This window comes from Candidatus Woesearchaeota archaeon (assembly GCA_018675335.1).
Lineage (GTDB): Archaea > Nanobdellota > Nanobdellia > Woesearchaeales > UBA11576 > JABJCP01.
This window is the reverse complement of record JABGYH010000004.1, coordinates 19,589-34,342: the sequence shown is the minus strand read 5'-3', so window position 1 is coordinate 34,342 and position 14,754 is coordinate 19,589. Positions and strand designations below refer to the sequence as shown.

Below are 14,754 nucleotides of genomic sequence, written 5' to 3'. Positions count from 1 at the left end.
TTATATTAAATAAATAACTTATTATTAAATAAAGTTTAGAATTTGTTTATATATTTTGTTGTTAACATCTGAAAATAATTTAAAAGAATTAAGATTAGGGTAAATTAAGAGTAACTTCAATTCCTTCTGATCGTAATCGAGAACTTTGTTGTTTTAATTTCAGTTCTGCTTCCTCGCGAGATAAATACGCAGAAGGGAATTGCGACCTCATTCCAGGAACATAAGATAATAGTTTCAATAGAAGATAATCTGCACGACTTATTTGAGAGGGAAATACTTTTCGTCGAGGAAAAAGAAATTCGAATTTGGTGTTTTCGTCTGCGATGTCATATCTACAAACAGGGGAAGCTAACTTCAATTCACTATTAATAACATAATGGTCTAAAGTAACCTCTACTCTGGGAGGTTTAGTCCTCAACAAATAATTAGTTATTTCATCAACTGATTTAGGTTTTATCATTTTTAATTTATAAAATCTGAATTTTTATGTTAGGCAATAATAAGTATTCAAATATTAATAAAAATAAAAGATAATTAAAAAATTTTAAAATCCAGGAAGATACTTTGCAATTTTTGCACAAATACTTCTTCCTTTTTGAACTGCTAAATCGATTAGTACTGTTCCAAGGGGCACATATGGATCGTCTTGTTGAAATGGTATAGGTTGATCTGAATTTAATTCGTGTGTTTCAGGATCACTATATAATTTCATAATTGCATCAGACAATCCAACTCCTAAAAGCGGTGCATCTTCTGAAACGTCAATATAACTTTGCATAACTTCTCTTCCAGTAAATTGAGAGCACCCGCACATGCAGCCAATAATTTGTTTGTCTAAATCCGCTTCAGTTGCGATCATAGGATTAATTGCATCTCTAACATCGATGTGAAATTCAGCTTCTAAACTATAATTATGAACTTGCCATAATAGTTTCATGCCAATATCATCTCTTGATTTTACATGTTCAAGAATTTCGTGAGGGGTGTATGCGCAATCTTCATAAAAAATATGTTCGGGAATGTCCCCTTTCGAACCATAACAATCAGTCATTCTGACCTTAGGTTCATTTTTGTGATCGTAACTTTCAACCCATCTTTTAAATTCTTTTTCAATAACTCTTTGAATGCCTGGATTATTAGGGGTAAAATCCGTAGCCATCATTCTTTCTCTTAGTTCTTCTAATTCACTCATTATTAACGCCCACCCATATTATAATTATTATTAAAACTCATTTTTACAATATATTTAGCTTATCAAAATCCCTTTTTAAGCTTTTATTGCATTGAGTATACTTATTTTAAGAATTTAAAATCAAATTTGCGTAGTTCTCTATCTGCTGCTTCATATCCTTTTCTAACCATTTTTTCTACATAGTCAGTTGACATTCCTAAGTGCCAGTCAAAGTAGAAGTCATGATCATCAGATTCAGGGCGAATAAATATATAATCAACTCCTCGTTTTATATCTAATTCTTTTACGAGTCTTGCAACCATTCGATCTCTATGGTCAATTAACGCTGCTCTATGTTCAGTTGGCAGATCTGTTAGTATTTGTTCAAATTCTCCCATTACTAGGTCATAAGTTGTATTTTTTTGTTGGGTAAGTTCTTGTGATGCGAGTATTTTTTCTTCAATTAACAAATATACTGATTGAACTACTGTTCTAATTAAGCCATATTTTTTGATTGATCCAACATCTTTATCAAATTCATATGGTACGTGAGTGTAGGATACAAAAACTAAGTCAGCTCCATTGCTTGATGCAATTTTGTATGATAGTGTTTTTCTAGTTTCTCCATCTACTTGATCTATTTTATCTCCATTTTTATGTTCAACACAAATTGGTGCGAGAAATTGTAATGCGCAAGATGCAGTTACGGCTGAGGATATGTTTGCATCGTTTCTATAGACTAGTCTTGGTTCTTCTTCGAATGGTCTTCTTGAATAAACAATTCTATTTCTAAGATTAAGTGGTGTTGATACTACAAATAAGTCTGCTGCAACGTGTCTAAAATCTTCTGTTTCTAAGAATCTATGTAGTCTTTTTTCTAGTGGTTCTAAACTTATTGGGCTCATAAACGAAAGGGCTTCTGGATGTAATTGTTTTGTTGCAAGGATTCGTAACATGCATTTTGCAGCTTGAGTTATTGTTTTTCTGTTGAATTGAATATAGTGGCCTATCCCTTGGGCAAGTCCTACTTTTTTTAGTTGTTTTGGATCGCGAAATAGGTTGTACATGTCTTCTGGGGAGTGACCTAGTGCAACCCCCATGCTAAATAGTGCGCCTCCACTTGATCCAACAAACATATCTATTGTTTTTGTTCCAAGTTCATGAGGTGGAATAAGTTCTGTTCTAGGGGTTTCTAACACGCCGCCATTAAATTGGAATCCTTCTCTTGCAAGTCTTATTCCAACACCCATATGAAAGTAGTGTGCTTTTAGTCCGCCTCCGCTAGCAACCATTGCAATTCTGCGTTTTTCAGAAATAATTATTTTTTCTAGTAGTCTTGGCATATAGTTCGCATTCCAAGTCACATATTTAAATTTTTATATAATTTACAATACTTAAAAGTGATAAAATTAATTTATTATAAGTGGCATTAATCACATTCTAATATTTCAAACGAGTTAGTTTAATATATCCTAATATCTATAAAAATATGATATTGCCATTAGTGGTAATTAATTCGCAGCCCAAAAACATTTTTTTTAAAAAAGAGTCTTTTGGCTCTTTTTTTTATGAGGTATTATTCAATTCTTAATATTTTTTTAATAAATTTTTGTGAGGTGTATAATATGAAATCAGATAAACTTTATTTAGTTCCATTCAAATCAGGGTGGGTTTTAAAAAAACAAGGTGGAAGTCAATACAAAGGATTTTTTAAACAGAAAAAAGAAGCCATAAAAGAAGCTAGAAATTCTAAATTTTCTTTTGTGATTCATAACAGGGAAGGAAAGTTTGAACGACACGTGCTTAAAAAATCAAAAGTGAAATCAAATCCCAACCAACATGTAATTCCTCATAAGGGTAAGTGGGCAGTTAAATGTGCTGGGTGCGTGAAACCTAGTAAAACTTTTGAACATAAGTTAGAAGCGTCAACGCGGGCAAAAGAAATAGCAACTAATTATGGTTCTCATTTTGTAGTGCATAAAAAGAATGGAACTATTGAGCATAAATCAAATCCATCTGAAATACAAAACCAAACTAACATTATTCTATCGAGTAAAAACGCACCTGAAGAAGTGAAATCACGTAGTTTTTTAGGTTTGTTTAATTATTAAATTTTTATTTTTTTTATTTGATTTTAGTAAATGGAATTTCCAACAAATTAATATACCATTGAAGAATAATCTCAATTTATGGCTAAAAAGATTTATGTTGTTTTAAAAGGTCACGAACCAGGCACCAATATTTACAAAACTTGGGCTGAATGCAAAGAAAAGGTTAGTGGTTTTCCAAACGCATTATTCAAAGGATTTTTAACAGTTTCTGATGCAGTTAAATATGTTCAAACAAATTCTAATGCGACTCCTGCTCAAATTAAACTTCTTTTTAAAAAAAATGGTTTTGATATAATTATAGATTCAACACAAACAAAATCAAATTCTTCGTCTGATTCATTAGTGGCATATGTTGATGGAAGTTTTTCTAAATCTAAAAATGCTTACAGTTATGGTATCGTTTTATTAAAAAATAATAAAGTAATAAAAACATTGAATGGCAAGGGTAATGATTCTGAAGCTGCTAAAATGTTTCAAATTTATGGTGAGCTTTTAGGTGCGATAAAAGCGGTTGAATACGCAATAAAAAATAAAGAAAGTTCAATAAAAATTTATTATGATTATGCAGGAATTGAACATTGGGCAACTGGATCTTGGAATAGAAACAAAATATTCACTAAATCATATCATGATTTTATGAGTAAAAGTATGAAAAAAATTTCAATTTCATTCAAAAAAGTTTTAGCTCATTCAGGAGATACTTACAACGAGATGGCAGATCAACTTGCAAAAGAGGCATTAAAATGAAGGAGGGAGACAGTCACAAAATACTAAAATTAATTATGGAAAAAACAAAAGATTTTGATTTTGAGTGGAGGCTTGAAGGGAGTGCTAATTTATTTGTTCAAGGAATGCTTGTTTCAGTCAGGGATTTAGATATAACTTCAACTAAAAATGGTATTAAAATTTTTGAAAATGTATTATCTGAATATTCTCCAAATTGTCTTTACAATCAAGAAAAAAAGTTTCATTCATTAGTGTGTTTTATTGACGGTTTTGAAGTTGAAGTAAATGCGTATGATAAAACTGAATTAAATATGTTTGACAAGATAAAAAAGAATTCTTGGAAAGATTTAGTAATTCCAATTTTGCCATTAAAATCTGCTAAATTATTCTACAGTATGATTAATAGAACTGAAAAAGTAGAACTTATTGAAGATCATTTACTAAAATTAAGACAAAACTTGTGATATTTATGATATTAAAAATTATTGAAGGTCTAAAAGAAGCAACTTGGACGATATACACGATGTGTTCTAATATTTCTTTAAATCAAAAACTAGCTCAAGTTAGTACGCCAAAAAATAATGTAATTAAATCAAACAAAATTAAAACAAAATTAAAAAAAGATAATCTATCAATTGTTTCTTGGAATTTATTTCGTAATTATGATAAAAAAAATATTTCAAAGTCGTTTAGAACAATAATTAAAAAGTATGATCCTGATATTATTCTTACTCAAGAAGATACTAAACAAAAGTATTTCTTTTATAAATCATTTAATCATTTTTTTGCACCGTTTCATCAGATTAGAAAAAAGTTTCAAAATAAAAAACTATACAATTATTCTGTTTCTGGGCAAAGAATATTTTCAAAGTATTCTTTTTCAAAAACAAGTGTGTTTGAACTACCTTATACTACTAGATATGTAATTCCAAATCATGTTCTTCAAAGAATTGTAGTTTATGCTCAAATAAAAATTAATCAAAAATCAATTGGAATTTATAATATTCATTTAGAAAATGCTTGTGGCTCAAATGGTCGGGCAAGTCAAATGAAAGAAATTCTTAAAATAATTAATAAGAACAAAGATCAAATAATATTTCTTGGAGGTGACTTTAATACTTGGTTAGGATCATTTGAAGAATGCACTAAATTACTTAAACAAAATAATTTCAAGGACGTTCTAAAACCCCAATTAATCCCTGGGCTTGATCGGTTTTTCACTAAAAATTGTAAAGGAGCCAGTATTCGCCTTCGTTTTCCTGGTTCGGACCATAAACCCATATATTGTAAGATCCATTTTTAAATGAATTCAGATACCTTTTTAAATGATGATGGATTATTTAGGGGTATGGTTGATCTTAGGAAGGTAGTTATAATATTTGTAATTGCAGTATTATATGCAATTTTTGTTAATAGTCTAATTGAGGCGGTATATCCTAATCCTAGATATGATTCGTTTTGTGGCTATGAAAAACCAAGATCAATGCCAGTTTCAATTGAGTGTACTCAAATTGATACTCCTGATTGTGGGTTTGATAGTTCAATCAAATATTCTTATGATTCTAATGGGTGTCCAACATCTGCTGAATGTAATTTTTGTCAAAGAGATCATGATGCTGCACAAAAAATGCATAATTTGGTTGTATTTATTGTTTCATCAATTTTTGGTTTAATTGCAATTGCAGTGGGACTTTATCTTCCAATAAAAAATAATGATCTTAATGAATGGATTGCAACAGGTTTTATGCTTGGTGGATTATTTACTTTATTTTTTGGAACTGCAATTTTTTATGAAGACATGGCGCGATTTCTTCGGCCAGTCGTTATTTTATTTGAATTAGTATTGGTTATTTATTTAGCGTATAAAAAATTAAAAAAGTGATTATATGAGAACAAATTATACTGTTTTGGTAGTGGATGATAATTTTAGTAGTTCCAAATTTTCTGTAGCAATTATTGGTGCTCAACGTACTTTAAGAAGAACAGGTCATTTATGGACTTATGCTAATTGCGTTCAAGATGAGGCAGTTAATAAAGTTGATTTACTAAGTGCAGACGCAGTTATTATTGATAATGATTACGGCCATGGTATGGTTACAGTAAACAGATTATTAAGAGATGAGACTTTACCTATTGCTTATGTTTCTGCGTATGATTTAGAAGGTTTACGACTTCAAGAAGAAAGATTACCTCGCGCGCTACATAGATCAACGCCTGAAGATCTTGTTGAGAAGGGTGTTGTTATTATAAGAAAAAATTTGGGTTCGCCTAGATCAATAGATTCTTTGGTGGAGGATATTACTCATTTTTTAGTTGGTATTTCTTCAAAACCTGATTATAGAACTCTGCCTGTTGCGGTAGGAATGGGGGATCTGCGTTATAGTGCGTAAGTAAATTTTCTTAATCAATTTTTTTATAATATTTTTTTTCTATATGTTTTTCAAGTTTTATTTTTTTCAAGTATGCCCATTACATTCCCTTCAGTATCTTTAAAATAAGCGATAAATCCTATTTTGTCAATTGTCATTTTTGGAGTGATGATTTCTCCTCCTTTAAGTTCAATTTTTTTTAAAAATTCATCAATGGATATTACTTCAATTGTGTTTATTGGGTGTTTTCCAATTCCTTGTTTGCGACTCATTAGTCCTCCTGACAAACAATCTTTACCTTGTCCCATTTTGATACACCAGTATTCTACTGATCCTTCCCATTTGTTTATTTTCCAATCAAATACTTGTTCATAAAATGATTTTGCACGTTCCATATTATCTGCGGGAATTTCAAAATGTGTAATTTTATTCATGATTAACACCTCAATATATTCATAATATCATCTCAATAACTTAATAGGATTATTTCTCAAAATTAAACATATAAAACTTGGTTCTATTAGTTATAAGGAAATTATGTTTTTAACAAATAATTAACAAATAAATATCTTCAAAACCTCAACTAAAACTATTCTACCTTCAATTTTTGGTGATGTTTTATAAACTAAATTTTGGTCTTTTGAACCTATGTTAACTGGTATGTTATTATCCAGTGCAGTAAAGTTTAAAAGACTCGTTAGAATTAACATACTAAAATGACTGAAATTAAGAAAAAAAATCCATTCAACGCAATTTTCATTCTTTTAATAATAATGTTTTTTTTATCCATATCAACGATTGTTGGTTTGATTACTGATTATTACTGGTTTGATAATCTGGGTTTCGCACAGATATTTTTGATTTCATTAAAAACTAAACTTGGATTATTTTTTGCAGCAACATTTATTGCATTCACATTTTTTACATTAAACTTTTGGGTTTCGTCAAAGTTTGCAGATGCAAAAAAGCAACTTATTAAATTCAAGTATAAACTTTTGATCGCTGCAGGATTATCTTTAGTTGGTGGATTTATAGCATCCGCAAATTGGTTTGTGGTTCTTCAGTATTTTAATCAGTTTGTGTTTAATATTCCTGATCCTATTTTTCTAAAGGATGTTTCATTTTATGTTTTCTCACTTCCATTTTTTACTTTCGTTTGGAAATTTGTAATTGTTCTTGTAGCAATGGCGTTTGTATTTGTTTTATTAGATTATATGCAATTATTTATTGCAGGGTTTAAAACAAAAACAGCACCTCCTCCAGGACAAATTCCTAATTATAATTTTGATTTCAAAACTTTTTTATCTCATTTCAAAAGTCATGCATTAGGACATCTAACTGTGCTACTTTCTTTGTTTTTTTTACTTTTAGCGTTTAGACATTATATTGATCAATTTTCAATTATGTTTTCAGAAGCAGGAATTGTAGTTGGTGCAGGTTACACTGATGTTATCGCATTCCTTCCAATTGTGAAGTTTGCAATGTTTTTAGCAATTCTTGTAGCAGTTGTTTTATTTGTGTGGATGTTTATTGCAAAAAAGGCCTCATTCAAAAAGAAACATTTTGCACTATCTATAATTATTTTGTATGTGTTATTTATTTTTGTTGTTCCGTCAGTTATTCCTGCATTAATTCAGTCATTAAAAGTTTCACCTAATGAACTAAATTTAGAAAGGCCATATATTGATAACAATATTGAATTCACAAGAATTGCATATGGTTTAGATTCAGTGGAAGAAAATCATTTTGATGTTGAGCAAGGGTTAACGAGTGATATTTTAGATAATGAATCTGAGACTATTGATAATGTCCGTATTCTTGATTGGAGACCTTTAACTCAAACATATAAACAAACGCAAGAGATTAGATTGTATTATGACTTAGCTGAAGTTGATATTGATCGTTATACTATTGATGGTAAGTATACGCAAGTAATGCTTGCTCCAAGAGAATTAAATCAGAATCAAATTGCATCTAATGCAAAGACTTGGATTAATACTCATTTAGTTTACACTCATGGTTTTGGTTTAGTTATGAGTCCAGTAAATAAAGTCACATCTCAAGGCTTGCCTGATTATTATGTTAAGGATGTTCCTCCAGACAATATTGTGGGAGAGCCAAGTTTGAACATAGTTAATCCTAGAATTTATTATGGTGAACAAAAAGGAAATTTCGTATTAGTTAATACTAAAACTGAAGAATTTGATTATCCTCAAGGAAACTCTAACCAGTATCTTAAGTATAATGGTCTGGGAGGAGTTAAACTTGATACTGCTTGGAAAAAGATTTTGATGAGTATTCGTTTTGTTGATTTGAAAATACTACTTTCATCAGATTTAACTCCTGAGAGCAGAGTTATGTTTGATCGACATATTCAACAAAGAATTGCTAAAATTACTCCATTTATTCATCTAGATTCAGATCCTTATATGGTTATTGATGATGGTAGGTTAGTGTGGATTCAAGATGCATACACGACCACTGGTAATTTTCCATATTCTGCAAAAGTTAATGGTATAAATTATATTAGAAATTCTGTTAAGATTGTTGTTGATGCATTTAATGGAGGCGTAACTTATTATGTTATTGATCCATCTGATCCTATGATTCAAACATACAATAGAATTTTTCCGAATCAGTTCAAATCATTTGATCAGTTTCCTGAATCTTTGAAAGCTCACTTAAGATATCCTGTGGATTTATTTAAGATTCAGTCTTTTATTTATGGAGATTATCATATGGAAGAAGCAACAGTTTTCTATAATAAAGAAGATGCTTGGCAAATTCCTAGTGAGATTTATGGTGTAGGACAAAAAGTTCCTGTTGAGCCGTATTATGTTATTATGAAATTACCTGGTGAAATTGACGAAGAATTTATGTTGATGACTTCGTTTACTCCAATCAAAAAAGATAATATGATTGCTTGGATGGCTGCAAGATCTGATGGTGATCAGTATGGTAAATTAGTTGTGTATAAATTTCCAAAAGATAAACTTGTTTTTGGACCTTTACAAGTTGAGGCAAAGATTGATCAAGATTCTGAGATTTCTCAGCAACTTACATTATGGTCTCAACAAGGGTCAAGAGTTACAAGGGGAAATTTACTAATAATCCCAATTAAAAATAGTATTCTTTATGTGGAGCCATTATATATTCAAGCAGAAACAGGTCAACTTCCAGAACTTAAACGGGTTATAGTATCAGACGGTGAGCGTGTTGTAATGGAAGTTAATTTCGGTGAAGCATTAGCTGCATTATTTGGTGCGTCTAGAAAAGATGCTGCGATACTAAAAAGTCAATTTGAACAAGACAATAATTTGACTGGAACAAATCCGGAACTTATTGTACAAGCAAATGTGTATTATGAAAAAGTATTAGAATCAATGAATGATCAAAACTGGTCAGCGATTGGTGAAAACTTTGAAAAGCTTGGTGATGTTCTAAACGCTTTAGAAGAATAATTTATTTTTTTTTGTTTTATTTTTTTTATTTATTTTTTTATAATTTTTTTATTGACTTATGTTTGGAGCGCACAAAATTATGCTTGTTTTCTATTTATTAAATTATTAATTGTTGAGAACTAGAAAAATGGATGAATTAAAAATTGGCATGTATAAACATTTCAAAGGTGGATTAGTTAGAGTTATTCAAATTGCAACTCATAGTGAAACTCTTGAAAAGTTTGTAGTGTATGAAGCCTGTTACGAGTGTAGAACATATGGTCTCGGTTCAATTTGGGTAAGACCTTTAAGTATGTTTAAAGAAAGTGTTGAAGTGAAAGGTAAGTTAGTTCCTCGTTTTGAATTTGTGAACTGATTTTTTTAAAAAAAGAAAAAAATATTTTGTAAACTTATTCTAGCTCATGAATGCTTCTTTTAGATTTTGTTTAGCTTCTCCACATGCAGCCATACCTTGCATTTTATGTTTCCATTTTTTATTGACTGCATCGACTGTTGCTTGAGCAATTTTATCCATTCTTTCTCCATTGTTTGTTTCGAATAATTTTTTCATTTTATCTTTAAGTAGATCAGACCAAGCCTGCTCTGCAAGACTCATCATTTTATCAGTCATTTCACACCCTGAACTTGTGCATTGTTTTGGTGCGCAACTTTTGGTTGAGCATTCGTTTTGTTTTTCATTACAATTTTCCATTTTTATTTTCCTCCTAACATGATCTCGTAAAAATATTTAATTTAGAACTCTAATTAAATTAATTCATACAAATCATTTTTTTTTCTAGAAATCAATATTAATTCATTCAATTGATAACCATTACTTTTTTAGAAAGATATATTGGTTGCGGTTTGAAATATCGGTTTATTTTTGATTTTAGCTTTAAACAAAATGATATGATCCAAAAAAGCATAATTAGAGCTTGCATTGTCAGAAATGTTATGATCAAAAATATTGCAGTTAGAAATATCAGATTAATAATTTATTTTTTGTATAATTCTTTTGGAACAGTTAATTTTTCAAAATCATCAACATCTTTTCTAGAATTTAGTGGTTTCCAAAAGCCTGCATGTTTAAATATTTTTAATTTAATTTTTGGATAGACATCGTATTCCATGCTTCCTTCATCAGGAATTTTTTTTAACATTTCTTTTCGGTCTAAAATTACCCATCCGCAACTCACCCAATCTTTAAGAATTGGTTTTTCTTCAAACTTTGCATAACCTCTAACTTCTTTTACCAACCCAAAGTGGGATCTTGGATGTGCAACACAAATTGAATTGTGTTTTATTTTGCGAAGTTTATTTATGTTAATGTTAGCTAAATCATCGCAATTCATAAGTAAAATAAAATCAGTGGTACAATATTTTAGTGCACGTTTTAATGCGCCACCAGTTCCGTGTGCAATTGTTCCTTTTGAAAAACTAATTTTGGCAGTTTTATATTTTGAATTAATATGTCGAATTATTTCTTTTGTTCTATGGCCTAGTGCTAAAACAATATTATCTACATTATTTTTTAAAAGATAATCAAGTTGCCAATCAAGTATTGCTTTTCCTTTAGCTCTCACTAGAGGTTTTGGATACTTATCAGTCATCCGTGTTCCTTTTCCGCCAGCAAGTATTACAACGTCCATAAAATTGCTATTTATGATCCTTCATTTATAAATTAAACTGCTGATGTGTTAATTTTTTACTAATTTGATTTGAATACATCTGTAATTGCTCATTGGACACAGGACATGGCGGGGTAAGCTATTTAAATCACCTAGGGGGAATAAAGCTCAATGAAAGAATCAGTAATTGAGTATAAATCAGAACCAGATACTCGGGAGAAGGTAGATGGAATTTTAAACTCAGTAGTTCGAAATTGGTTTTTTAAAAAATTCAAAGATTTTTCGCTACCGCAAAAATATGGTGTTTACGAGATTCACACAAGACAAAATGTGTTAGTGAGCGCGCCTACTGGAGCTACAAAAACATTAACTGGATTTTTATCAATTCTTAATGAGTTAGTTGATAGTTCGCAAAAGGGAATTTTAGAAGACAAAGTATATTGTGTTTATGTATCTCCGCTAAAAGCACTTTCAAGAGATATTCAAGTAAACCTTGTTGAGCCGTTACAAGAAATGGAAGAAATTAACGGGTCTAAATTAGGAATTAGGGTTAATGTTAGAACTGGTGATACATCACCTTATGATAGATCAAAGATGTTAAAAAATCCTCCTCATATTTTGATTACAACACCTGAGTCTTTATCGATTTTACTAACGTCTCCTAAGTTTCGCGAAAAATTAAGCAAAGTTGAATGGTTTATTGTTGATGAGATCCATTCGCTTGCGGAGAACAAACGAGGAGTACATTTGGGTCTTACAATGGAGATGTTGCAAAGATTGTCTCCTGGTATGTGCAGGATTGGTTTGAGTGCAACTGTGGCGCCATTAGATTCTATTGCACATTATCTTGTGGGGATGAATAGGACTTGTAAAATTATTGATGTTCAGTTTATCAAAGAGCTTGATTTAAAAGTTATTTCTCCCCTTCCCAATTTAGTTGATGTGGATGCGAATAAGTTAATAAAAAAAACACATGAATTAGTTGATGAATTAATTCAAAGTCATAAGACAACTTTGATTTTTACTAATACTCGGGCAGGTACTGAAAGTTTAGTTCATCATTTAAAAGAAAAATTTCCCGAAAATTATACTGATTATTTGGTTGATGATTCTGATAAAGAACCAGAAAAAGAACCAGAAAAAGAACCAGAAAAAAAACCAGAAAAAGAACCAGAAGAAAAATTAATAGAAACTAAAAACGAAAAAGAACAAACAAAAGAATTAGAAACAGAACAAGAACACGAAATTACGACCAAAGACGAATCAGAAGAAATAACTGAAGAACTAGAAACAGACATTTCAACTAAAGGCACAATAGGTGCGCATCATGGAAGTTTAAGTAAAAAACACAGGTATGCAATTGAAACTAAATTACGAGAGGGAAAACTAAAATGTGTTGTGTGTTCGACGAGTTTAGAATTGGGGATTGATATTGGTTATGTTGATTTAGTAATTTTAATGGGAAGTCCAAAATCTGTTGCGAGGGCACTTCAACGAGTTGGACGAAGCGGACATCAGTTGCATTCAATAACTAAGGGAAGAATAATAGTTACTGACAGAGATTCATTAGTAGAGTGCAGTGCGCTTTTAAAAAATGCAGTTGAAAAAAAGATTGACAAAATTCACATTCCAAAAAATTCATTAGATGTTTTAGCTCAACAAATATTTGGAATTTGCATTAATGAAAAAATTGCAAAAAAAGATTTATTTGAAATGATTAAAACAACGTATTGTTTTAAAAATTTAAGTGAGCTTGATTTTAATTCTGTAATAAATTATTTGACTGGAGAATATACTTCTTTAGAAGACCGACATGTATATGCAAAGTTGTGGTATGATAAAGAAACGGGGATGCTTGGTCGTAGAGGTAAGATGGCTAGAATTACTTACATGACTAACATAGGAACTATACCTGATCAAAGTGGTATAAGTGTTAAAGTTGGAGAGTATAAAATTGGTACGATTGATGAAGCGTTTTTGGAGCGATTAAAACCGCGTGATGTATTTGTTTTAGGTGGTGGTTGTTATAGATTCAAATTTAGTAGAGGGATGGTAGCTCAAGTTGAGCAAGCGCCAGGTTCAAAACCAACAGTTCCTTCATGGTATTCTGATATGTTGCCTTTAAGTTTTGATCTTGCTTGTGATATTGGTAGATTAAGACGATTAGTTGAAGATAGATTTAGAAAAAAAGAATCCAAAAAAGAGATAATAAATTTTCTTAACAAATATTTATATGTTGATGACAATAGTGCGAGTAGTATCCATGAATATTTCAGACAACAATATGATTATGGTTTGATTCCAACGGATAAACGAATTGTGATTGAACAATATGAAGCAGAAGGAAAAAAATATGCAATTTTTCATGCGATGTTTGGGAGGCGCGTTAATGATTGTTTATCCAGGGCAGTGGCATATGCGATTGCTAAAACTCAAAAAATAGATGTAGAAATTGGTATTAATGATAATGGTTTTTATGTTGCATCAACAAAAAGAATGCAACCTTTAAGGGCAATTAACTTAGTAGAATCAAAAAGATTAAGAGAACTTATGGATTCTGCAATTGAAAAAACTCAAGTTCTAAGTCGAAGATTTAGGCATTGTGCTGGAAGAAGTTTAATGATATTGAGGATGTATAAGGGCATAAAAAAGAGAGTTGGAAGACAACAAGTAAGTAGTATGATTTTAATGTCTGCAGTAAAAAGAATTTCAAAAGATTTTCCAATACTTAAAGAATCGAGAAGAGAAGTTTTAGAAGATGTAATGGATATTGGTAATGCACAATTAATAATTGAAAAATTAGAACAAAAAAAAATAACTGCAGAAGTTATTAATACAAAAATTCCAAGTCCCTTTGCATTTAATTTGATTGTGCAAGGATATGCTGATATTCTTAAAATGGAAGATCGTATTGAGTTTTTAAAAAGAATGCACACGTTAGTTATTGCTAGCATTTCATTAGAAAAGGGAAAGAAAAAAGAGTTGTTTGAATTAGAAAAACCACAACCTATAGATTATGATGATTATTGGGATGCGAATTCTGAAAAATCTAATTAAAATCTAAATAAAAATATAAATTAAAATGCGATAATTGATAAAACCTCTAAACTCTTGATAATATACAAAATAAAAGACAAAAAAATTGGATTTAAGACAAAAAAATCTCACTAAAAAACTATTCATTTATTAACACTATAAAGAAATCGAAAAATTATATAAAAAATTTTATAAATGATTGACTTAAGAGAAATACACATACTCATAAATTTTTATAAAAATCACCTTGAGTGAACACATAGGGGGTGTCCA

Annotated in this window: 15 protein-coding genes; 9 read left to right on the top strand and 6 right to left on the bottom strand. The window is 30.3% G+C overall.

Annotated features, from left to right (window positions below; translation table 11 throughout):
* Window positions 1-94: 94 nt before the first annotated feature.
* The 3 genes from HN587_02590 to HN587_02580 form a co-directional block, all read right to left on the bottom strand.
* The gene (locus tag HN587_02590; GenBank protein MBT7902722.1) at window positions 95-460 is read right to left on the bottom strand and encodes a hypothetical protein; all 366 of its coding nucleotides are present in this window, start codon (window positions 458-460) and stop codon (window positions 95-97) included.
* An 84-nt stretch (window positions 461-544) separates the two neighbouring features.
* Window positions 545-1,192 carry a hypothetical protein gene (locus HN587_02585; GenBank protein ID MBT7902721.1) on the bottom strand — a complete coding sequence of 216 codons (648 nt, stop codon included), beginning with the start codon at window positions 1,190-1,192 and terminating at the stop codon, window positions 545-547.
* 101 nt (window positions 1,193-1,293) lie between these two features.
* Window positions 1,294-2,514, bottom strand: a complete 1,221-nt coding sequence (locus HN587_02580) for a hypothetical protein (GenBank protein ID MBT7902720.1) — start codon at window positions 2,512-2,514, stop codon at window positions 1,294-1,296.
* Between the two features lie 282 nt (window positions 2,515-2,796).
* On the opposite strand from HN587_02580, the gene HN587_02575 reads away from it, so the two are divergent.
* The 6 genes from HN587_02575 (at window position 2,797) to HN587_02550 (ending at window position 6,398) form a co-directional block, all read left to right on the top strand.
* Complete coding sequence (locus HN587_02575; GenBank protein ID MBT7902719.1) at window positions 2,797-3,282, top strand: DUF2188 domain-containing protein; 486 nt, start codon at window positions 2,797-2,799, stop codon at window positions 3,280-3,282.
* Window positions 3,283-3,360: 78 nt separating this feature from the next.
* Entirely contained in the window at window positions 3,361-4,029 is a 669-nt protein-coding gene (locus tag HN587_02570; protein MBT7902718.1) for a ribonuclease H, read from the top strand.
* Window positions 4,026-4,472, top strand: coding sequence for a hypothetical protein (locus tag HN587_02565; GenBank protein ID MBT7902717.1), 447 nt, complete (start codon window positions 4,026-4,028; stop codon window positions 4,470-4,472). Before HN587_02570 ends, HN587_02565 begins: the two co-directional genes overlap by 4 nt.
* Before the next feature lie 5 nt (window positions 4,473-4,477).
* Complete coding sequence (locus tag HN587_02560) at window positions 4,478-5,311, top strand: hypothetical protein (GenBank protein MBT7902716.1); 834 nt, start codon at window positions 4,478-4,480, stop codon at window positions 5,309-5,311.
* Window positions 5,312-5,890, top strand: a complete 579-nt coding sequence (locus tag HN587_02555) for a hypothetical protein (GenBank protein MBT7902715.1) — start codon at window positions 5,312-5,314, stop codon at window positions 5,888-5,890.
* Between the two features lie 4 nt (window positions 5,891-5,894).
* Window positions 5,895-6,398, top strand: coding sequence for a hypothetical protein (locus HN587_02550; GenBank protein MBT7902714.1), 504 nt, complete (start codon window positions 5,895-5,897; stop codon window positions 6,396-6,398).
* Window positions 6,399-6,448: 50 nt separating this feature from the next.
* On the opposite strand, the gene HN587_02545 is transcribed toward HN587_02550, so the two are convergent.
* Window positions 6,449-6,811: a VOC family protein gene (locus HN587_02545; GenBank protein MBT7902713.1), complete on the bottom strand. Its 363-nt coding sequence runs from the start codon at window positions 6,809-6,811 to the stop codon at window positions 6,449-6,451.
* A gap of 282 nt (window positions 6,812-7,093) precedes the next feature.
* Between HN587_02545 and HN587_02540 the strand changes: the two genes are divergently transcribed.
* A complete protein-coding gene (locus HN587_02540; GenBank protein MBT7902712.1) occupies window positions 7,094-9,838 on the top strand; it encodes a UPF0182 family protein in 2,745 nt (914 codons plus the stop codon).
* Window positions 9,839-9,965: 127 nt separating this feature from the next.
* Window positions 9,966-10,193 (top strand): DUF1653 domain-containing protein, encoded by a 228-nt coding sequence (locus tag HN587_02535; protein ID MBT7902711.1) that lies wholly within the window; start codon window positions 9,966-9,968, stop codon window positions 10,191-10,193.
* A 39-nt stretch (window positions 10,194-10,232) separates the two neighbouring features.
* Here the strand turns inward: HN587_02535 and HN587_02530 are convergent, their stop codons facing one another.
* Together HN587_02530 and HN587_02525 are read right to left on the bottom strand one after the other, a co-directional pair.
* The gene (locus HN587_02530) at window positions 10,233-10,529 is read right to left on the bottom strand and encodes a hypothetical protein (GenBank protein MBT7902710.1); all 297 of its coding nucleotides are present in this window, start codon (window positions 10,527-10,529) and stop codon (window positions 10,233-10,235) included.
* A gap of 283 nt (window positions 10,530-10,812) precedes the next feature.
* On the bottom strand, window positions 10,813-11,466 hold the full coding sequence (locus tag HN587_02525) for an NTP transferase domain-containing protein (GenBank protein MBT7902709.1): 654 nt from the start codon (window positions 11,464-11,466) through the stop codon (window positions 10,813-10,815).
* Between the two features lie 150 nt (window positions 11,467-11,616).
* Here HN587_02525 and HN587_02520 point away from each other — a divergent pair, with 150 nt between their 5' ends.
* Window positions 11,617-14,502 carry a DEAD/DEAH box helicase gene (locus tag HN587_02520; GenBank protein ID MBT7902708.1) on the top strand — a complete coding sequence of 962 codons (2,886 nt, stop codon included), beginning with the start codon at window positions 11,617-11,619 and terminating at the stop codon, window positions 14,500-14,502.
* The last annotated feature ends 252 nt before the right edge of the window (window positions 14,503-14,754 follow it).